The organism is Flavobacterium sp. B167r, from assembly GCF_056824315.1.
On sequence record NZ_CP124859.1, the window covers coordinates 2981321 to 3001811 of the forward strand.

Sequence of the window (20491 nt, forward strand, 5' to 3'; positions counted from 1 at the left end):
TGTTTTATAGAGATTTGATTTTTAAATCAGTTATTTTGACTTCTCCATTGGTTATGAAACCTAGTTTTCCTTTTTGATTTAGATTGCTTTTTTCTAGAGAGCATTCTACAGTTTTGTCATCTACAGAAAAGAATAATTGACTATTAACGACTTTAATTTTTACCGAATACCATTTATTGTTTTCTAATTCCATTGGTTTTTTAAACAACGTTTTTCCGCCTCTTTTTCCATACGAATCGTCTTTTTTATTATAAATTCCATCGCCAATTACTATGTTTTGATCGATTTGATATAAGTAAGTTCTAATGTACTTTCCTTTATCAAAATTGAGCATGATTTCAAATAAAGATGCGTTGGTCATGTTGACTTTAAAATCAATTTCATAATTCTTTGGAAGCTGCTTTTTTGAAACTAAAACTCCCCAAGGCGAAAGAGAACCATTTCCTGTAATGGTATCATTTTTTAGAATCCATTCTTTAGAATTAATTGTCCAATCTGATTTTAGTTCTTTTGAATTGTTTAAAGTGTATTCTTTTTTTACTGTTGAAATGGTGCTCGAACAAGAAACCAATATTAATTGTAAAATAAGAAATACTGCAAATTTTGTTTTCATTTAATTTAATTCTGAATGATATTTTATTTTTCGATTGATCCCTTTTGTGGATATTCGTTGCGGAGACGCACTGCAGTGCGCCTCTACAGACATGCTTTGTCTTAATAATTGATAATTATCTAATTGCCAAATTATCTAATTAACTAATTCAATTCGGAATGATATTTTATTTTTCCGATTGAACCTGTTTCTGAAGGCAAAAGTTCGAAAACAGAAGTAGGAGCAAGGCCTTGTTCAATTCGGTGTGAAACATAAATAATGCTCACATTTGTTTCTTGTTTTATAGTATTAATCAATTGAATGATTAAATCTACATTTTCGTCATCTAAACCTTCAACAGGTTCATCTAAAATTAATAATGGCGGATGTTTTAAAACGGCGCGAACAATTAACGCAACACGCTGTTGTCCGATAGAAAGATCAATAAAACGCTTTTTTCTTAAATGCGTCATTTCGATTACTTCAAGCCATTGATTTACAATTTGTTTTTGATGTGTTGTTGGTTCTGTGTACAATCCGATTGAATCAAAGAATCCAGATAAAATCATTTGTTCTAAAGTGTGGCCTTTTTGAAATAAATCGGTCATAGAAGTTGTGAAGATTCCGATTTGTTTTTTGATTTCCCAAACACTTTCGCCAGTTCCTTTTTTTCTTCCAAACAAAAATAAATTCTGTCCAAAACCTTTCGGATTATCTCCTGTAATTAAGGATAAAATAGTACTTTTTCCAGAACCATTCGGGCCAATTAACTGCCAAAATTCGCCTTGTTTGATTGTCCAGGAAATATTATTCAGGATTTTCCTTTCTTCGTAGCTTACCGAAACATCGTCTAATTTGATTAATATATTATCTTGAAAAGAGTACGATTCTGTCGCTTTCGGAATTGAAGCTGTATTTAAAGTTTTAAAATGATTCTCTATTTTTACAAAAGGATGCAATTCAAGCGTATTGTCTTTAATTAAAGCTTTATTAGGAACAAAATCCAAAATATCGACAGTACGATTCAATAATTGTATAATTGCAATAGAATCAGTTAATTTCTGAAGAGATTCGGCCAAAACTACTCGAGAAGCCTGATCTAAATGATCAAACGGATTATCAAAAATAATGAAATCAGGTTTTTGATCAATACAGTAACGCAAAAACTCTTTTTTGCGCTCTCCAGAAGAAAAAGTTCGCAATTGTCTATTTGAAGTTGTTGAAGCTTCAACGCTGTCGTATTGAAACTCTTTTTCGATGAATTTCTCGATCGCAATATCAGAGAAAAGAATTCCTTTTTGGTTATTAAAAACGGCTAAATCTCCTTTTGCTTCGCCTGCAAGTAAAGCGTCTATGAAAGCTTTTTTATTTACTTGATTGAACAAAAGTATATCCCAGTGTTGCATTGTATTGTTTTAAATAATTATTTATTCTCTTTTAACGCCATTTCGCGGTCATTTCTTGACCATTCGCTCCAAGATCCGACATATAATTTCGGAATTGGAAGTCCAGCGTAATCCATTGCTAATAATGTGTGGCAAGCTGTAACGCCCGAACCGCAATGAATAATTGTGTTTTCTGATGTTTTATCTCGAATTACTGCTTTGTATTTTTCTGCCAATTCATCAGCCGATTTAAACAATCCGTTTTCATCTAAATTTTCAGTTAACGGAATATTTACAGCTCCAGGAATATGCCCTGCAATTAAATCCAGCGGTTCTGTTAAACCATCATAACGATTCTTGTCACGAACATCGATTACGATATTTTGATCGTTTTTACGGGCTTTTTCGACTTCTTCAATATTCGCTAAAGCCAATTTCCATTCCTGCGAAGGATATGCTGTTTTTTCAAAAGTCTCAATTCCAGAATTTGTTGGAAAATCAGCTTGAATCGCGGTTTGATAGCCGCCATTTAAAACTTGAATTTTCTCATGTCCAATTGAGCGCATCATCCACCAGAATCTTGCGCCGAAATTAGATCCATTTTTATCATCGTAAACCACAACATGATCTGAAGGGGAGATTCCTAAAGCAGAAAGTGTTTTTGCAAATTCTTCAGGAGAAGGCAAAGGATGTCTTCCGCCATTTGCAGGATTTTCTGGAATAGCAGCCAAATCATGATTTAAATCAACAAAACGAGCGCCTTTTAAATGTTCTTTTTGATACTTTTCAAAAGTATTTGCGCCAGCTCGAGCATCAATTAAAATGATTTTTGAAGAATCCAATTCAATTAATTCTTGAGCTGTGATTAGTGGAGAAATTGAAGCCATCTTTTTAGCTAGAAATTTTTTCAATTAAAATTTCATGTTCCGATTTGTCAAAATAGGTGCAAGTCATTTCAATTATATCAACACGCCATTTTGCAATTCCAGCTTGTGCACATTGATTGCAGAAAGTCATATAATCGGTTTCTCCATGCTGATGTTTTACCAAATTTTCTATAAAAAGTTCTTTGTTTGGAAAATCAGACACTTTAATTTCAGCATATTTTTCTTCAGCGGTTGCAGTAAAATTATTTAATCCGTAGTAAACAGTGCTTCCGTCGTGTACATAAGTGTCATATCCTTTTACGCCTAAAATGATTAAATCCTGAATATAATTTGGAAAATCTTCACCACTTTTCACTTTTGCATGCGCTTCTTTTATTTGTTCTATTGTAAACATGTTTTTTAGTTTTAGATTGTTAAAAGTTTTTTCGCTACGAATTCTCGAATTATTTTTTAATTACTTTAAGAATAAAAATTCGTGAATTCGTGGCGAAAAAAAAAAATTATTTCAAAAATACGATTAATGATTTTATAAATGAATCAAAAGATTCGATATGTGGCAAATGTCCAGTATTAGGAATTTCTACGAGTTTTGCATTTGGAATTGCTTTCTGCGTTTTTTTGCCCAGTTCAGCATAATTTCCCATTGTTTTTCTTACTTCCTCAGAAACCAATGGCTTTCCTAAAGCGGTTTTATCTCTAGTTCCGATAATCAATAGGGTCGGGCATTTAATGTTTTTAAATTCGTACAAAACAGGTTGTGTAAAAATCATATCGTATAAAAGAGCCGAATTCCAAGCAACACGATCATAATCTGGAGCAGTTGTCCAGCCAGCACCAAGTTCAGCCCATTTTTGATAATCTGCATTCCATTTTCCGTCATAATAATTAGCCATTTGGTATTTCTTGATGCCCTCGTAATTCTGTTTTAATTCCGATTCATACCACCAGTCAACAGGTTTGTATGGAACAATCAATTTCCAGTCTTCCAAACCAATCGGATTTTCTAAGACTAGTTTTTCTGTAGTTTCAGGATACATCAATGCGAAGCGAGTTGCCAACATTCCGCCCATAGAATGTCCTAAAATGGTCGTTTTTTGAACTCCTAAATGATCTAAAAGTTTTTTGGTGTTTTCGGCTAATTGCTGAAAAGTGTATTGGAAATTGTCTGGTTTTGTAGATTTTCCGAAACCAATCTGATCGGGAACAATCACGCGAAAACCTTCTTTTGTTAAGGCTTTAATGGTAGTTTCCCAATAAGCGCCATTGAAATTTTTTCCATGAAGTAAAACTATGTTTTTCTGATTGTAGTTTTCTGGAATAATATCCATATAACTCATTTTTAAATATTGGCGCTGATTGCTCAATTCGATAAAATGAACAGGGAAAGGATATTCGTAATTACTTAAATTAATATCTAGCGCTTTTATATTTCCCTGTTGTCCAAAACTTAAGAATGGAATTAGTACAAAAAATAGTTTTAGGATTTTCATTTTGGAAGTATTTGTTTTTATGATTTATAAAGTTAAACCGAACCATTTTTAAAACAAAGCTTAAAATCTTAAAGTTATCAGAAAAAAACTTTCAAAATAGTTTCAATGTCATTAGTGCTAATAATCGATGATTTGTTGAATTTTTATCGATTAAAAGAATCTGATTACGCAAATAATGTATTTTGACGAGTAATGCAGCACTTCAAAGATTTTCTTTTATTAGTAGGAAAAATATATGTAATTTAGTACTATAATGTTGTAAGCCAAAAAAATAGTATTATGAAAAAAACAATACTTTTACTCCTGCTCACAGTCCCCACATTTGCCCAAGAACTCAATACATTTGATTTCGCTGTTATAAATTCGACCTTAATTTCTCCAAATATTGATCTCGATAAAGGCCGGAGCGTTGTTGCGGCAAACCAAGACCAATATTCAGCTTATTTTCAGTATGCTCTTACGTTATGTGAAGACGACATAATTTTTGGAGCTGGAATTGATAAGTCTGAAATTGACCGTACCTATGTGGGTTACATCGGAAAAATTTGCGATAAATTTAGAGCTACAATTGGTGTAGGTTATGTAGATTCGAGAAGCGGTTATGAGGGAACTTTCACAGGTTTCAGTATCTCATGGCATTTTTCTGAAAATACTTATATTGGCGGAAACCTAGAAAATTTGCATTCGTCAATTATTGATTATGAAACTGATGAAAGTTTTGATTATTACAAAAAACTGGTTCCCAAAGTTTTTGGAAGTTATGAAGTTTTCCCAAATCTGATTGCATTTGGACAGTTGAGTTCCAGAGTAAATGATATTGCTTTAAAATATCAAGTTCACCGATTTTCGGCTGGAGGATTTTATTCTGGACATTCGGTAGGAGGTATCTTTGGAACTTTAAATGTTGGAAGATTCGGAGTTTCCTGCAGTACAACTTTTGAAAGAGTAAATTTTGGATTAAAGTTTGAATAATGAAATAAGTTTTAGTTGAAAAAAATCCCAGAAACAAGATTTAAATTGTTTTTGGGATTTTTTATAAGTTAAGATAAATATTGTCCGATTATAATCCGACAAAATCATCGCTTTTTGGAAAAATGCTCAACGCTTCAATTGCTATTTCTGGCGTTGGAGAAGCAAGTTTTCTAAGTTTCGTGTCCATCCAAGCACCATCAACCGTGATTGTTGCGCAAAGTGTATCGTCTTCTTTTTTAAACTCATGAATGATTGACCAGCGAGAAGCATCAGCTTTCATTTTTGATGTTTTGGTATGAATGAATATTTTATCTGAAAGTTTTAATTCTTTTCTGAAAACGCATTCTTCTCTAAATAAAACAGGGCCAAAACCTTGCGTTTGCATTACTTTTAAAGTTAAGCCCAATTCTTCTAGAATTTCAATACGATGCTGTGCACCAAAATCGTAATAAGCGCTATGACGAACGTGAAAATTAGGGTCAAGATCTGACCAGCGAAAAGATATTTCTTTTGTAAATGAAGCCATTTTGTAATATTGTATTTTATTAAAAAATCGAAATTACGAATAAAAAATAAGCGAACACCATAAAATTACTATGCATGCATAATTTTTTTGTTTTTCAAGAAAATATTAATTTCATTAAGTTCTTTCAACTAAACAATTAAAACAACCCGGTTTTGCATTGTGAATGTGGATGTAAGCTACTTTTTCGTTTTCAAAAGTTTTAATAATCTGTTCTTTAAGAATGTTTCCTTCTATCACAGATGCTACTTTCATTATACCATTTTCGTCATAACCGCGAAGCGAAAGTAATCTATGATGGAGCATTTTTGGGATCTCGTTATTTTTCAATGTTGGAGTAGCCGTTCTTTTTCGTACAAAAATTGGTCCGCTTGCTTGATAAGGCGAATCCGTTTTGTGATGTTTATAAGGTAACAGAATGATATCTTCGCCTATTTCTGCATCTTCTAAACTTATTCTGCAAGGAAAACCAGGAAACTTATCAACCTTCATTTTGATTGCTCCGATTTTTTCAAGTTCGAAGTCAGTTAATTCGAAAAGACCTAAAAATTCAACATGATTTAGAGGCAAGATTTTAAAATTTGCTTTCATAATTTTTTAAGCAAAAATCATATTTGTTTGAGCATAAAAAAATCCAAATCTTGCTATGTTTTTTACAATTTCATTTTAGATAATTCAACTTCCAGTTTATCAAAGTTTTCTTCATTTTTATTTTCAACATATGGTTTTAATTTCTGGCATTCTGCTTCAGTTTCAAAAAGCATTTTAAAAACTACTTTAGTCTGGTTTTCAGCAATAGTTTCAAAAGTGGTTAAGATTTGAAAAAGCGGTTTCGAATGGCGTTTCCAAGCAATAAGATTCGGTTTGTCTATTTTGATGAATTCGCATTCATTGGCATAATTTCCAACTTCTGGTCCATGCATGATAAAACTCCATTTGCCGCCTTCACAAAAATCAAATTCTTGAAAAGTATTCGTAAAACCTTTTGGTCCCCACCAATTTTTTAAATGCTCGGGCGTGCTCCACGCTTTAAAAACAAGTTCTTGTGGAAAATTCAAAACTCGTTTAGTTACGATTTCTGAATCTGGAGTAGTATTTAGGATATCTGAAGTCATTTTGAGTCTTTTTGTTGAAAATCAATTTACTACAGTAAAGTTAGCGGGTTTAATTTTTAATTTTAGAATTATTTCGACAATTTTATTCTTTGTATTTATAAATTTTCAGCGAACTAATTCTGGTTTTTGGATTTGCTTTTATACTTTTCAATGTAGAATTAGATATAAGTTTATCTTCTACATTTACAGATCCCTTTTCATTTTTTGAGCTTAATTTATTTTGATTATTTGCTGTAAGTTTTAAATCCTTCCAAAAAGATTTTAATTGATTGGGATTCAAATTATCTGTTCCAATATAAAAAGTATGTTCGCCTTCTTTTCCTAAACCATTTTCTATAAATATTTCGAATGGTTTTAGTTTCAAATTTTTTTCAGTCTTTTTTACAAAATCCATTACAGGTTTTTCAGATGGAGTCCCGCAACATATGCTTGAATAACCAATAGCAATGTAATTTTTGTTCGTTTGCGAAAATGTTAAGCAAGGGATAAATGCTAAAGCTAGAAATGTAAATGCGAGTTGTAGTTTGTGTTTTATTGTTGTTTTTTTTTCAAATTTATCGAAATAGCTTTTTAATTTTTTTTCCATGTCTTTCATTTAATAGTAGATTTACGAATTCAGATAAAATGGCATTTTGGTTTTCTTGTTATGGAACATCTTTCAGGTTTTGGAAGTTATTAATGCTTTTGCGTTCAATTAATTTACCAGTGAGGGTATAATAATATTCAAAGTTATTTTTAATGGCTTTTACTTTATTGTCATAAACTTTTAGCGTTTCAAATTCAAAAGGCAAAATCTGATTTAATTTATAATCAAGCAATCCAAATTTTTTATTTTTCTTGGCTTTAATGCATGATTTTTCTAACGTATGTAAATTGACATCTGTGAAAGGAACAATAAATTCATTATTTTGATTGATAACGCCTGTTTTTCCTTTCTTTTCAGCAATAGTAACAAAGTCAGAATTCTTTTCATTAATTATTGGCGTATCAATAAAATCATATTCAAAAGAAATCACAGTTTTGCCTAAATGATTAAGGACTCCGTATTTATTATTTTTTTTTGCCACAATTACATTTTTGTTCTCAATATGTAATACGTCATATTCTATTGGAATTATAATTTTATTTTGATCGTTTAAAGTTCCGTATAAATTGTTCTTTATGATATAAATAATACCTTCTTTGATATAAATTCCATCATAGTCATTTTTAAAGTCAACTATAAATTCTCCCTTACTGTTAAGCAAGCCAAATTTTTCTGTATTTGGTATGTGTCTTTCTTTTCTTCTTCCGTCTTCATAATATTCATGTTTAGCTGTTGATACAATGTAGTAGCCATCAATATTATATGTAGCTGTGCAAAATTGTGGTTTAACTATATTAGTCATGTTTTTAAGATAGTAGCCAAAATAACCAACTTTTCTATCGTTTACCGGAAATAATTCAGGATCATTTTGTGCATTAGTTAATAAATGCACTAACAAGCCAATTAAGCTAAAAGATATTTTCATTTTTTTATATAATTTTTTTCAACCAACGGTAATTTAGCTTCGTACATTTTTAAACTAGGTAATTCGCCTATGATGTATTCTTCATTTTTCTCGACAAAGTTAAAAGTCAAATATGCTCCCATACTTAAAGTTTTATATTTTACTATTTATTTTCAGGCAATGTTTTATCTAAAATTACGCATAATGTTATAGTAGCTGTTTGCGGTAGCTTTTTTATCTGCGTTTCCAAAACTGCCACCATTTTTTTGGTTTATAATAGACGACTTCTCCAAGTAAAACATACGGCTTTACAATTATTAAATTAGTAAGAGGAAGTTCATTTTTATATACAGTTTTTTTCGTTTTACCCTCAAACCCGTGTTCAGCAATGAGCATTAAGGTTATTTCATTATTGGCAAAATTTTCAGGGATTATAAAACTAAAATGACCTAATGAATCCGTTTTTGTTTTTATTTCTGTCCCTTTTATTTCTATCGTAATATTTTGGATTGGTTTTATAGAATCTTCTTCAATTACAATTCCTGATATTTTATTTTTAATGCTATCATTCGGAAACGTGCCATATTTTAATGTTTTTTCAATCTTTTCTTCAGATTTATTTTGTGATTGATATTGATTAGTTAATTCAATGTTTTTTTTTGTTGCATAAACATTAGAAGAGGAAATTAAAACTAAAAAACTTGCAACGATTTGATGCCAATGCTTTATGCCTGATTTTTGATTTAATGATAGAATTCTGTTTAGTTGGGAATAATTTAACTTGGCACAAATGGATTCATTAGAAGTATTCAAAAAAAATATAATTTCTTCGTCCGTCCACGTTGCAAAATCATAAACGTTTTTTGTACAAATAGAACAGTATTTTCCTTTATCAGCATTTTTCATAAGATTCCAATCGCTCTTATGACAAGGCTTTTCAATTGTTAATTTATATGTTGTTTTCATAAAGTTACAGATAACGTTCTGGCACTACAGCTGGTTTGGGATTAAATTAAGCCCATTCTTCGGATTTGCCAAATCATTCAAATACAAAAGCATTTTTCAATTAAGTCGATTGTCCAAATTCGTTGTAGTAGCTGTTAGTGGTTGCCTTTGTTAATCGTATTATTTGTTAACCATTCTTTTTCACTTTCCCATAAAAAATCTTTTTTAGCTTCCAAAAGTTGATAAACTTGATTGATAGATTTGTATTCTGGGAATTTGATTAGAAAATTCATTGCGATTATAAGTTCGGTATAACCATATAAACCTACAATTTCAATATTTCTTTTTTTTGAAATTAATTCTTTAATCCTGTTGATAACATTTGGGATTACTTCATCATTTCCGAAATTAACAACTCCTTCAAGTGCTATGAATTTATTTTTGCCTTTTTTTAGTTGTTCTACGTATAGAGGCAGTTCCTTTTCTTTTGCTATGTTGTGGATTGCTCCCAATGCACTAGCTGATATGTCTTGTTTTGAATGATTAACAAATTTTTTAATTTTTGATAAACTTTTTTGAGAGCCTGATGAAGAAAGTGTTAGAAGCGAATATAATAAATCATAGTGATTAGTGGAATTTTCCAAAATCTCAATTAATTTATTTTCACATTCATTACTATCACAGTTTTTTAATGCACGAATAGCACGATATCGAAGAGTTTTAGATTTATTATTTAGGAACTTAAAAATATTTTCTAGATCAGTTTTTTTTGGTTTATGGAATGATGAAATGATATTAAGTAAATCTTCAATAATGACTTTATTTCTTTCTATTTTAAGTTTCTGTATAAGAAAGTTTAGCGACTCAAAATCATTATTTGGCAGTGCAATTTTGCTAATTATATAATAAGCTTTATCTCTTTTATTTTCATCTAATTCATTGTTTACAATTTCGAAAAGTTTAGGTAATAAATTTTCATCTGTAACTTTGTCAACTTCGCGATAAGCATTATATGCTATAGTTTCAGAATTTGATTTATCAATATTTCTGTCACACATTCGATTAATTAATTCTTCTAAATCAGTTCTCATTTGGTCAATTTTCTGGTAAGGTTACCACTAACGTCCCCGTGCTACGAGCAGTTTGGGACTAAATTAAGCCCATTCTTCGGATTTGCCAAATCATTCAGATACAAAACCATCTTTCCATTAAGCCAATTGCCCAAATCCGTTGTAGTAGCTGTTATGCACCGTATTTTTTATTTAGGATTATAGTTTTCAAAGGCCATTCATCAATATTTATAACAATTTTCTTTTTCTCTAAGTTGGCCAATATTTCATAAATAACATTTTCAGATTTTAGAATTTCAGAAGCATATTTCAAAGAATCAGTCGTTTGCATAAACTTAAAAAGATAAAAATTATCAATTGCTCCGTAATTCGATTCACGATTAATTTTTACGTGCAAGTATTGCTTGGTTTGTAAGTTTTCAAAATCACACGCATCACCGTGAAACCAATAAGTCCAATTTGTGTTCAGGCTACCTTTCCAAAGATTATTTTGCCTTGACATAAGTTTAGCAAAAGGAAAACGTTCACTTAAATCTAACTGATATTCGACTGCTAATAATTTTATCATTTCGTTTGCTGTTTTCTCAAACGATTCAATAGTTTCAATTAGTAATTTTTCTTCAGTCGATTTCATTAATTCTGATTGGTAATATGGTGCATAACGTTCCGGCGCTTGGCGAGGTTGGGGAAATCGGAGAAGAGTATTTTCTGCGAAATGAATATATCATTAATAACGATAATTCCACCAAAGCCCCAATCTCGCTAAATGCCTGTTAGCTACAGTACCAATTTGTTCCAAACATTGTTTTTGATAAGCTCTTTTTTTTCAAGTTTGCTATGATTGAACTTAAAAATATCCATCGCAAGACCCTTACAAAGATTGTCCGACCAATATATTACATCATTCATAATTGACAACACTTCCTCTTGTTCATCTAGTATAAGGTATCGGTTGCCAAAATATGGAAAAATATTTGGTATGGTCTCATTTAAAATTTCTGTTTTGAAATTTTTCTTAACATTTTCAATGTCTTTTTTAATAAAGCCGATACTTTCGGGATATTTATACAATGATATACCATATTCCGCAGGCTGCGAGTAACTATTTATATCAATTTCCAGCTTGTTAAGACCATTCATTGTTTTGTAATAATTCTTCAGGGAAGGAGTAAACACAATACCTATCTTCTTTTGAAAATCTTCAAGCTCATTTTCTGACAAGCCTTTATTCCACTTACTTCCAGATTGTATTTGTAAACCATCGCAAGTTAGCAGTTTTACATTTGCCCAATATCTTTCACTTTCAGCTTTCAAAAACTGAAAACTTTCTATCGAAGCAGTTAATTTGTTGATTTGATGTGTCGTCATTTTTTAGGGTATTGTGGCTAACGTCTTGGCACTACACCAGGTTTGGCACTAAATTAAGCCCATTGTTCGGATTTGCCAAATCGTTCAAAGACAAAAACATCTTTCCATAAAGCCCAATGCCCAAATCCGTTGTAGTGGCTGTTGGCAGTAGTTTTTTTTTTAGTATATGAATGTTGTCTTTGGCATTTTAGTTTCAAAGTCCAAAATTATTTTTTTATCAATTTTGTCACCATCAATTGTAATTGATTTTAATCGTTTCATTTTAAGTAAAATATTGGGAAGATTAGTCAATTCGTTTTCGTATAAGTTTAAATCTTCTAAATTCTCAAGTAATAAAATTTCACTTGGCAGTTCTTTGATATGATTCCCGCCTAAATAGATTGTCTTAAGCCTTTTGCATTTTGAAAGCTCCAAAAGAATATTTTTAATGTCGATTTTCTCTTGGTTGATGTAGCCGAATGTTTCTAAATTATTTAGCTTGTCAAATTTTAGGTTTAAAATCTTAATTTGATTATTACCTAGACGTAGTTGTTTGAGATTTTTAAACCTGTGAATTTTTGGCAGGTTGGTTGGAAAATCAAACTCAAACATACTCGTTAAGTCTAGTTCTTCGATGTTTACATTATTTTCATAAAATACATCTGGAAAAGTTTTAATGTCATTCCACCAAATATCTAACGTTTTAAGTTTTTTAAGTTTAGTGATTTCAATTGGGAACGTTTTAAAATTATTCATTCCAATATTTAAAATTTGGAGGTTTTGTAGTTCTTCTAAATGGTTAAGTTCTGTTAATTTATTTAGAGAAACGTTTAGTTCTTGAAGATTATGAAGTTTGAATATTATTGTTGGAATTGTATTCAGATTGTTTTCTGATAAATCAACACGATAAACCAATTCTAGATTTTTTGGTAAACTATCTAAATTTTTAAATACTTTTTCATTTTGTAATTCACTCAACGAGATTATCTTTTCTTCTTGCTTTTTGTTACAAGAAGTAAGTATAATTAGAAATAAAAATATTGTCGTTATATGTTTTTTCATAAAATTACTGCCAACGTCCCCGCGCTACAGGCGGTTTGGGACTAAATTAAGCCCATTCTTCGGATTTGCCAAATCATTCCAAATACAAGACCATTTTTCCATTAAGCCAAATGCCCAAATCCGTTGTAGTGGCTGTTACCAGCAGTTAATTTAGCAATTATTTGTTTTTTTTCCACATTTTTACAGCCTCAACAGAAAAAGATTGTTTTTCTTTTCCATCTACACAAACTTTGAATGTTTCATTATTAGATTTTGTTACAAGAATGTACGGGCAATAAGTTAATCCAACTTTATAAAAAGGTTCAAGTTTTATAATGTCTTTGTAGTATGTAAATTCTACTTTATTTTTTAAAGTATCTCTCATCAAGCCAATAAGATGCAATTCGTTTATTAGTATAAAAATTACCGGCTATCTTATTTTTAAATTCAGAGTAAAATTGAATGATTTTTTCATCGTTTTCTAATAATTTAATATTCTTTGTAAATCTTCGTTACTTAAAGTTGTATTCGTCTCAATTTTATTTTGACAAGAGGATAGAAGTAAAAGGATTAGAATTGAATTAAAAAATCTTATCATGTGGGTAATCCGTTAGTTTTTTGGTTAATTGCTGGTAACGTTCTGGTACTACAGCGGGTTTGGAACTAAATTAAGCTCATTCTTCGGATTTGCCAAATCATTCAGATACAAAACCATCATTCCATTAAGCCAATTGCCCAAATCCGTTGTAGTAGCTGTTACCAGTAGTTTTTATTACGCATTAATTTTCATTTCTACAATTTCCTAGATAGAACATTGGGCGTGGATATTTTTTTCTGTCAAATGATTTTCCAATTGGATTTAAATAACCGTTTGAAATTAGAATTTTATCGCCAAGTTGTTTAACTTCTTTTCCGTCATATTTGAGTGTCAAAACATTGCCGTTTTTATTCCATTTACCAGTCCACCACTCGTTGTAACCAAAAACACCTGTCCAATTCAATTCGAATGTTTTGTCTTTTCGGAAAAGAATATAAGCTTGGTTTTGAGTTCCTTCGTAACAAGCTCTAAATTCAGCTTCGCTTTCCAGTTTTTCAGAATCAATTCTGTAAGGACAAAATAAAGTATAAAGAAGTGTTATTGTACAAACTATTGTCGGTAAGCAAAAATTAAAATTTCGTCTATTGCGAATAATTTCGATAATTCCTTTAATCTCAAAGACAATTATGGTTACAAATGTTATTGGAATTAGAACTGTCAGAAATATATAAAGAATTCCTGAAAGATTTTTATCGATATGATGATAAAATATTGTCAGCAAAAGATAAATGCAACAGATGATTGTTGTTAAAATCAATGAGCGTTTTGTTTTTGCACTTTCTTTCATAAAATTACTGGTAACGTTCTGGCACTACAGCGGGTTTGGGACTAAATTAAGCCCATTCTTCGGATTTGCCAAATCTTCCAAATACAAAACTATTTTTCCATTAAGCCAAATGCCCAAATCCGTTGTAGTGGCTGTTATGAGCAGTAATTATTTCATCGTTATTGTTTTCCACTCCATTACCAATTCTCCGTTTGCTCGCATATAGATATTTCTAAAAACTTAAATTTGTTTTTAGAAATTTTCTTGTAGAGTTTATGAAAGTCTTTAAAAGCCTCATATTTTCCATTATTATAAAAGAAAGTAAATTTGTCAACAAGCTTCCATTTGTTTTCTTTTAAAGTCCAAATATCAATGTGTTTAAAATTACTTGCACAACTTGAATAATATTCTGCTATTTCATTCCCGCCATCTTCATCAATATCTCCAATGCTAAATACACTTTCAGTATGACAACAATTTGAGTCAGTTAATATTCTTGGAATTTTATTGTCAGTAAAATAATAAGATTGGCCTTCTTCACACCAACCTAAACTAGGTAGAATAAAAACAGAATCGCTATTTCCGTCACCATTCAAGTCTCCCAAATTTTTCAACTCTTTAGTTGAGCTTCTATCTGCTTCGATTGAATATTCATAAAACTCTTCCTTCTCTATTATGGTTGGAAAACATCCTTTTTTTGAATTTTCTAACTCGTACCTTGAAATATCTAATTTAAATTTCCCTTTAACAATAGAATCATTTATGAATTGAATATCGTTAGAAAGTATTGAATTTTTAGGTTTGCTGTTTTTTAGTTTTTCGATTTCTTCCTCGTAAGAAAGCTTTTCACGTGAATTGGGTTTGGAAACTACTTTTTTATCAGCTGTTTTTTTTTCAGTTTTCTCAACTTCATTTTTACAAGCCAATACGCTAAAAAACACAATTAAAAAGATAATATTTTTCACTTAGGTTGTTTTATTATTGCTCATAACGTTCTGGCACTACAGCGGGTTTGGGACTAAATTAAGCCTATTCATCGGATTTGCCTAATCATCCCAAATACAAAACCATCTTTCAATTAAGCCAATTGCCCAAATCCGTTCTAGTGGCTGTTATGTGACGGCTATTTACGTGTTTATTTCCGTTATATTTTCCGCTTCCAATTTTCAACTTTTTAAATTTCAATTCCAATTATTTTACTCAATTTGCTCACTCCAATTTTCGAAATAATTCGAAATCCCAACTCAATAAATACAAATCTCAAGATTAAAATAAAAAATATTGTCGGCAATAAAAGTTCAACAGAGTTTTTAAAACCGTTTTTGAATAATGACGCTAAAAAGCCAAAAATTGGGAATAGAAAAATTGCGAATAAAATGATTTTAAATGTTTTATTTATTCCAATTTCTAAAGTGCCATTTTTCTCATCTAATTGTCCGTTAAAGTCGCAAAAATTACCGTAAAGTCTTTTTGATAAATTTAGTTCAAAATTTGTTTCATTTATTTTTCCGAGGAAAGTTTGTCTGTTCCAATCAGAAACGAATTGTTCGTCAGATAAAGTTTCCTTTTGTAATTCAGATATTGCTTTTGAGCGTCCATTAATTAAAGTAATCGAATAGATTTTAATCGGATAGATTTTCATTTTTTGAATAAGTTGTTAATTTCTCCCATTTTTTTGTAGCTGTCACATAACGTTCCGGCGCTTGGCGAGGTTGCGAGTTTCGGAACCTATTATTTTCTCTTAAAGATAAAATTTCTTGCTAAATGTAAACATGTATTTACTACAAAATTCGCAATCTTGCCAAACGCCTGTTAGTGGCTGGCAATTTATTCATTTTCTATTCTATGCCCAATTTTTATGAAAAAATCTTTCAATTCACCATAAGTTTTTGTATCGGCATCGATGGGTGATTTATTTTCAGTTTCCATGTACTCACAGCTTAAACAAACATTCAAAATTTTCACGATTTCATTTCTAAAGTTATAAAATACAATTGCATCGCGATAAACTGGTGCACACATCCAATCATTTTTATTTACAACTTTTTTACTAAGTATTTTTTTTAATTCTTGTATTCTAATATCTGTTTTTTGTATTGAGCTAATTTTTTCGGCTGAAAAATGAAAATCACCATTTGAATTTGTTAAATATTGAATGTAACCAACATATTGTTCAACTTCTTTATAACGTTTTTCTCCATTAGTATCTAATTTATTCCTTTTTTTTCTCGCAGATAACGTACCAAATTCTTTTCTTAAGGTATTGTATTCAATTTTATATTTTTCACCTCTTAATAATGAATAAGTTTCAATATATTCAAAATCTATGTTGGTTATAAAATCTATTGATTCAATATTTTTAAATTCGGAATTCACCATAAATATTGAGTTTTATTTTTTCTTTGTTTCCTTTTTACGATTCTCGGTTTGCTTGCCACTAACGTCTTGGTACTACAGCGGGTTTGGGACTAAATTAAGCCCCATTTTCGGATTTGCCAAATCATCCCAAATACAAAACCATTTTTCCATTAAGCCTATTGCCCAAATCCGTTGTAGTGGCTGTTATGCGTTCGGTTTTATATTAGTTGCAATTAATTCCAATTCTGCTAGTTTTATTTTTTCAATGATGTTTGAATAATCCAATACTGTTTTATTATCTATAACAGTATTGATGAAATAATAAGAATTGATTTTATCATTTTGTTAGATTAAATTCCAAAAAAATAATTAAAATAACTTTTACTCGGTTCTTTAATTATTTGTTTTCCAACTTCAACATATTTCCCATTTGAGTCTTTTCTCATTACTATAATTTCGCCAATACTTTTTCGAACTACATCACCAACTTGTATTTCTAATCCTTCACAGTTACTATCATAAAAATATTTATCATTTTCATAATATATTTTGTTCCCTCTTCCTTCTGTTATTTTTAGAATTTCTCCACTAAAAGTACTTTTGCTAAATTCTATGCTTTTTTCGTAATATTCCGTTTTTGAGTTATAAACCATAAAGCAGAAAATTGAAATTACTATTATTGTAGGAATTATTTTTCTCATTACATTTTCCTTTTTTCTTTTAGGTTTCTATTGGTCTAAACTGACGCATAATGTTCTGGCACTACAGCGGGTTTGGGACTAAATTAAGCCTATTCTTCGGATTTGCCTAATCATCCCAAATACAAAACCATCTTTCCATTAAGCCAAATGCCCAAATCCGTTGTAGTGGCTGTTATGGGCTGGTTATTTCATTACTGCAAATAGTGTTTTTTTTCATTCCATTAATTAATTATTTCTTCTAAAAGTGTAAAATCGGAATGTAAGGTTTTCTCAATTACTATGTTTTTAGCTCTTAAAAATTCAGGTTTTTCATTTTTTTTAAATAAGTGTTTATACAGTTTTTCACCTTTTTTTTCTAAGTGTAATGATGAGTCAAAACCATCCAAGCTATCTGCTAATTTTTCACTAAAATGTTCAATTTTAACAACAGTATATTCTTTTCGTATCTTCAATTTAGCTATTGAATCTTTTTTTTGATGATAAACATTTGCATAATAATAGAAAAAAATAATTAACGCAACTACAATAGAAATAGTTATAGATACAGGAAGGTTTTGGTACATTTGTTCAGAATAATTTTGTGCCCCTTGATTATATCTTTTTTTTACAAAACTTTTCACAAAGTTCCAAAACTCTCCCGGAACAAACAAAATAAAAACCCAAATTGATAAAACAATAATTGCAGATTTTCGGAATTTCTTTTTTCCTTTACTATAAAGGTTTTCAATTATAATGGTTTCGTTCAAAGTTAAGGGTAAAGTAGTTTTGTTCATTTTATGGATATATCAGTTAAATTCATTTTTTGTTTAGTTATAAGGTTTCTGCTATCGTCATTTTTAACTAGCCCATAACGTTCTGGCACTACGGCGGGTTTGGGACTAAATTAAGCCTATTCTTCGGATTTGCCAATTCATCCAAATACAAGACCATTTTTCCATTAAGCCAAATGCCCAAATCCGTTGTAGTGGCTGTTAGTGGCTGGCTTTTTATTCAATAGTTATTTTTCCTTTACTCAAATCGTCTAAAAATTTTTCAGGATTTTCTATAAATTTAAAGGAGTTTGAGTTTTTTATATAATTTTCAATTTCATTGTATTCAGGTGAGAAGATTTTTCCTTTTCTGTCCATAAGCAACATTTCCTTTTTTTTGGCCAAATCTAACATTCCATTTAAAAATTTCAATTGGGGTTCTCTTAAATCTGCTCTAAACGAAAGATGTTCAATCTTTTTAGTTTCTGTATTTATAGACATTGATGTATCATTATCCAATACATTTGTTTCTGTCTTCCAAATGAAACATTCTTCATCGTTTCCCCAATCCGCTTTCTCTATTAACTTGTCAATTTCAAGTTTAACGTTTTCGAAATTTATTTCAGCCAATTCCCAATATTGTTCAGTATTGGCATCAAAATATCCATCTTCTGTATTTACATTTACTTCTGTTGGAATTACTCCGTGTTTTTTTAGCAAACCGACTTTCGGAATAAATGCTAAATAATATTGATAAATTGCCATTCAGTTTTAGTTGATTTTATTGAAGTTTTTCTCGATTCTGCGGTAAGCTTGCCACTAACGTTCTGGCACTACAGCGGGTTTGGGATTAAATTAAGCCTATTCTTCGGATTTGCCCAATGATTCAAACACAAAACTATCTTTCCATTAAGCCAAATACCCAAATCCGTTGTAGTGGCTGTTATATGACGGCTTTTTTTGATATAGTTCTATTTTTTGAACCATTCCAATTTTGCGTTAAAGTATAGTTTTCAATTTCATCTTTTGGATAATCTGAACCATTCTTATTAAAAATTTCAAGTTGGTAAATTATTCCGTCTTTTACGTGTAGAATCGCGTCAGCTAAAACATTAAGTTCCTCATTTTTTATTTCAACTCCGTCAAAAATCAGGTTCTTATCGACTTTCAGATACTCTTTTTTGAGTTCGTTTTCGAAATTTATAAATAATCCGATTCCTGTATGTTCAATTTCCGTTACAGTTAGAAAACCAATTTGATCACGTAAAAGTTTAGCTTCTTTTTCGTCATCAAGTATTAAGTCTAAAATGTCAATTATAAATTTAGAACTAATCATTTTTTAGGTTTTATTTTCTGCTTTTTTTTCAAAGCTGCCATATAACGTTCTCGCGCTACAAGCAGTTTGGGACTAAATTAAGCCCATTCTTCGGATTTGCCAAATCATTCAGATACAAAACCATCTTTCCATTAAGCAAAATGCCCAAATCCGTTGTAGTGGCTGTTGGCGGTAGTATTTTCTATTTATTGTCTTTGACTTTGTTTATAAACTCAATATAGTTTTCTAAATATTCGGGGTTGATTTCTGCTTTCCAATTTGGTTTATTCTGAATAAACTTTAGCCAATTTGTTCTATGCTTGTCAATTAAGTTACTGTTATTTATTTTGTCGATGTAAGCTAAGGCTTCCATAGCTTCACTTTGGTCAAACCAAAGCTCGCTTTTGGATAAATAATAATCTAAATAATCATCTAAATATTCTGTTGATTTTTTGTCGTTTAAGCTAGCAAACATATAAGCGTAAATTCGTCCAGCGTAACAAACTTCACTTTTTAGGAAGTGTATACCAATAATGTCTATTAAATCTGAATAGTTATTGATTATCGCAAAGAATGCTCCAGTTTGTCTTGTTCTCCAATTAAAATCTCCAAGCAATTTTATAACATCTTCTTTGGTTATTTTCTTTTTTGCATCTAATAATAATTCAAACCATTCTTGATTAGTTTCTTCAAGATTCATATAAAAAGGAACAGCCCACTCTTTAATAAATTCAGGGGTTAATTCTTCTTCGTTTTTGAAAGAAATTAAGTTTTCAAAAGTAGATTTATGTCTTACAGTTGCACCAAGTGAATGAAGTCTTATTTGTTCGTTTAGATTTTTCATTGATTATTTCAATTCTGTTGGATTTTTCATTTGGATATTTTTGGCTAATATTACCGCCAACGTCTTGGCACTACAGCGGGTTTGGGACTAAATTAAGCCCATTCTTCGGATTTGCCTAATCATTCAAACACAAAACCATCATTCCATTAAGCCAATTGCCCAAATCCGTTGTAGTAGCTGTTAGGCGACGTTGTTACACGTGTTATTGGCAAGTAATTAAATTTACAAGGTTCAGATTTAGGTTTCAATGTTATTCTCTTATTTTTAGGGTTTTAAATTTCTATTTGAGATAAATCAAACTAA

The 20491-nt window shown here is 30.5% G+C and carries 26 protein-coding genes; 1 reads left to right on the plus strand and 25 read right to left on the minus strand.

The features are described 5' to 3' along the window. Positions 1-4 precede the first annotated feature (4 nt). From QLQ96_RS13320 to QLQ96_RS13340, 5 genes are all read right to left on the minus strand, one after another. Positions 5-613, minus strand: a complete 609-nt coding sequence (locus QLQ96_RS13320) for a 3-keto-alpha-glucoside-1,2-lyase-like domain-containing protein (RefSeq protein WP_482491113.1) — start codon at positions 611-613, stop codon at positions 5-7. A 143-nt stretch (positions 614-756) separates the two neighbouring features. Further along, positions 757-1998 carry an ABC transporter ATP-binding protein gene (locus QLQ96_RS13325; RefSeq protein WP_482491114.1) on the minus strand — a complete coding sequence of 414 codons (1242 nt, stop codon included), beginning with the start codon at positions 1996-1998 and terminating at the stop codon, positions 757-759. 17 nt (positions 1999-2015) lie between these two features. Further along, on the minus strand, positions 2016-2864 hold the full coding sequence (locus QLQ96_RS13330) for a sulfurtransferase (RefSeq protein ID WP_482491115.1): 849 nt from the start codon (positions 2862-2864) through the stop codon (positions 2016-2018). A 4-nt stretch (positions 2865-2868) separates the two neighbouring features. Further along, positions 2869-3258, minus strand: coding sequence for a DUF1398 domain-containing protein (locus QLQ96_RS13335; protein WP_482491116.1), 390 nt, complete (start codon positions 3256-3258; stop codon positions 2869-2871). A gap of 106 nt (positions 3259-3364) precedes the next feature. Beyond that, a complete protein-coding gene (locus QLQ96_RS13340; RefSeq protein ID WP_482491117.1) occupies positions 3365-4354 on the minus strand; it encodes an alpha/beta fold hydrolase in 990 nt (329 codons plus the stop codon). Between the two features lie 279 nt (positions 4355-4633). Between QLQ96_RS13340 and QLQ96_RS13345 the strand changes: the two genes are divergently transcribed. After that, complete coding sequence (locus QLQ96_RS13345) at positions 4634-5326, plus strand: hypothetical protein (protein ID WP_482491118.1); 693 nt, start codon at positions 4634-4636, stop codon at positions 5324-5326. Positions 5327-5414: 88 nt separating this feature from the next. Here the strand turns inward: QLQ96_RS13345 and QLQ96_RS13350 are convergent, their stop codons facing one another. The 20 genes from QLQ96_RS13350 to QLQ96_RS13445 form a co-directional block, all read right to left on the minus strand. Beyond that, positions 5415-5852, minus strand: coding sequence for an acyl-CoA thioesterase (locus QLQ96_RS13350; protein ID WP_482491119.1), 438 nt, complete (start codon positions 5850-5852; stop codon positions 5415-5417). A 114-nt stretch (positions 5853-5966) separates the two neighbouring features. Next, entirely contained in the window at positions 5967-6440 is a 474-nt protein-coding gene (locus tag QLQ96_RS13355; protein WP_482491120.1) for a DUF1203 domain-containing protein, read from the minus strand. A 62-nt stretch (positions 6441-6502) separates the two neighbouring features. Beyond that, entirely contained in the window at positions 6503-6964 is a 462-nt protein-coding gene (locus QLQ96_RS13360) for an SRPBCC family protein (RefSeq protein ID WP_482491121.1), read from the minus strand. An 82-nt stretch (positions 6965-7046) separates the two neighbouring features. After that, the gene (locus QLQ96_RS13365; protein ID WP_482491122.1) at positions 7047-7550 is read right to left on the minus strand and encodes a hypothetical protein; all 504 of its coding nucleotides are present in this window, start codon (positions 7548-7550) and stop codon (positions 7047-7049) included. 58 nt (positions 7551-7608) lie between these two features. Beyond that, a complete protein-coding gene (locus QLQ96_RS13370) occupies positions 7609-8475 on the minus strand; it encodes a WG repeat-containing protein (RefSeq protein WP_482491123.1) in 867 nt (288 codons plus the stop codon). Between the two features lie 213 nt (positions 8476-8688). Continuing rightward, positions 8689-9420, minus strand: a complete 732-nt coding sequence (locus QLQ96_RS13375; protein ID WP_482491124.1) for a peptidase associated/transthyretin-like domain-containing protein — start codon at positions 9418-9420, stop codon at positions 8689-8691. Between the two features lie 134 nt (positions 9421-9554). Continuing rightward, positions 9555-10490 carry a hypothetical protein gene (locus tag QLQ96_RS13380; protein ID WP_482491125.1) on the minus strand — a complete coding sequence of 312 codons (936 nt, stop codon included), beginning with the start codon at positions 10488-10490 and terminating at the stop codon, positions 9555-9557. Between the two features lie 151 nt (positions 10491-10641). Further along, complete coding sequence (locus QLQ96_RS13385) at positions 10642-11103, minus strand: DUF6896 domain-containing protein (RefSeq protein ID WP_482491126.1); 462 nt, start codon at positions 11101-11103, stop codon at positions 10642-10644. 143 nt (positions 11104-11246) lie between these two features. Further along, the gene (locus QLQ96_RS13390; RefSeq protein WP_482491127.1) at positions 11247-11837 is read right to left on the minus strand and encodes a hypothetical protein; all 591 of its coding nucleotides are present in this window, start codon (positions 11835-11837) and stop codon (positions 11247-11249) included. 159 nt (positions 11838-11996) lie between these two features. Next, a complete protein-coding gene (locus QLQ96_RS13395; protein ID WP_482491128.1) occupies positions 11997-12878 on the minus strand; it encodes a leucine-rich repeat domain-containing protein in 882 nt (293 codons plus the stop codon). 157 nt (positions 12879-13035) lie between these two features. After that, complete coding sequence (locus tag QLQ96_RS13400; RefSeq protein WP_482491129.1) at positions 13036-13242, minus strand: hypothetical protein; 207 nt, start codon at positions 13240-13242, stop codon at positions 13036-13038. A 394-nt stretch (positions 13243-13636) separates the two neighbouring features. Then, complete coding sequence (locus QLQ96_RS13405; protein ID WP_482491130.1) at positions 13637-14242, minus strand: hypothetical protein; 606 nt, start codon at positions 14240-14242, stop codon at positions 13637-13639. Between the two features lie 176 nt (positions 14243-14418). Beyond that, positions 14419-15186 carry a hypothetical protein gene (locus QLQ96_RS13410; protein ID WP_482491131.1) on the minus strand — a complete coding sequence of 256 codons (768 nt, stop codon included), beginning with the start codon at positions 15184-15186 and terminating at the stop codon, positions 14419-14421. A gap of 209 nt (positions 15187-15395) precedes the next feature. Further along, the gene (locus QLQ96_RS13415; protein WP_482491132.1) at positions 15396-15863 is read right to left on the minus strand and encodes a hypothetical protein; all 468 of its coding nucleotides are present in this window, start codon (positions 15861-15863) and stop codon (positions 15396-15398) included. Between the two features lie 185 nt (positions 15864-16048). Beyond that, positions 16049-16600, minus strand: coding sequence for a hypothetical protein (locus QLQ96_RS13420; protein ID WP_482491133.1), 552 nt, complete (start codon positions 16598-16600; stop codon positions 16049-16051). A gap of 329 nt (positions 16601-16929) precedes the next feature. Continuing rightward, positions 16930-17280 (minus strand): hypothetical protein, encoded by a 351-nt coding sequence (locus tag QLQ96_RS13425; protein ID WP_482491134.1) that lies wholly within the window; start codon positions 17278-17280, stop codon positions 16930-16932. A gap of 221 nt (positions 17281-17501) precedes the next feature. Next, the gene (locus QLQ96_RS13430) at positions 17502-18053 is read right to left on the minus strand and encodes a hypothetical protein (RefSeq protein ID WP_482491135.1); all 552 of its coding nucleotides are present in this window, start codon (positions 18051-18053) and stop codon (positions 17502-17504) included. 213 nt (positions 18054-18266) lie between these two features. Next, positions 18267-18794 carry a hypothetical protein gene (locus QLQ96_RS13435; protein WP_482491136.1) on the minus strand — a complete coding sequence of 176 codons (528 nt, stop codon included), beginning with the start codon at positions 18792-18794 and terminating at the stop codon, positions 18267-18269. Positions 18795-18972: 178 nt separating this feature from the next. Then, positions 18973-19365 (minus strand): hypothetical protein, encoded by a 393-nt coding sequence (locus tag QLQ96_RS13440; protein WP_482491137.1) that lies wholly within the window; start codon positions 19363-19365, stop codon positions 18973-18975. A 181-nt stretch (positions 19366-19546) separates the two neighbouring features. After that, entirely contained in the window at positions 19547-20188 is a 642-nt protein-coding gene (locus tag QLQ96_RS13445; RefSeq protein ID WP_482491138.1) for a DUF6000 family protein, read from the minus strand. Between the last annotated feature and the right edge of the window lie 303 nt (positions 20189-20491).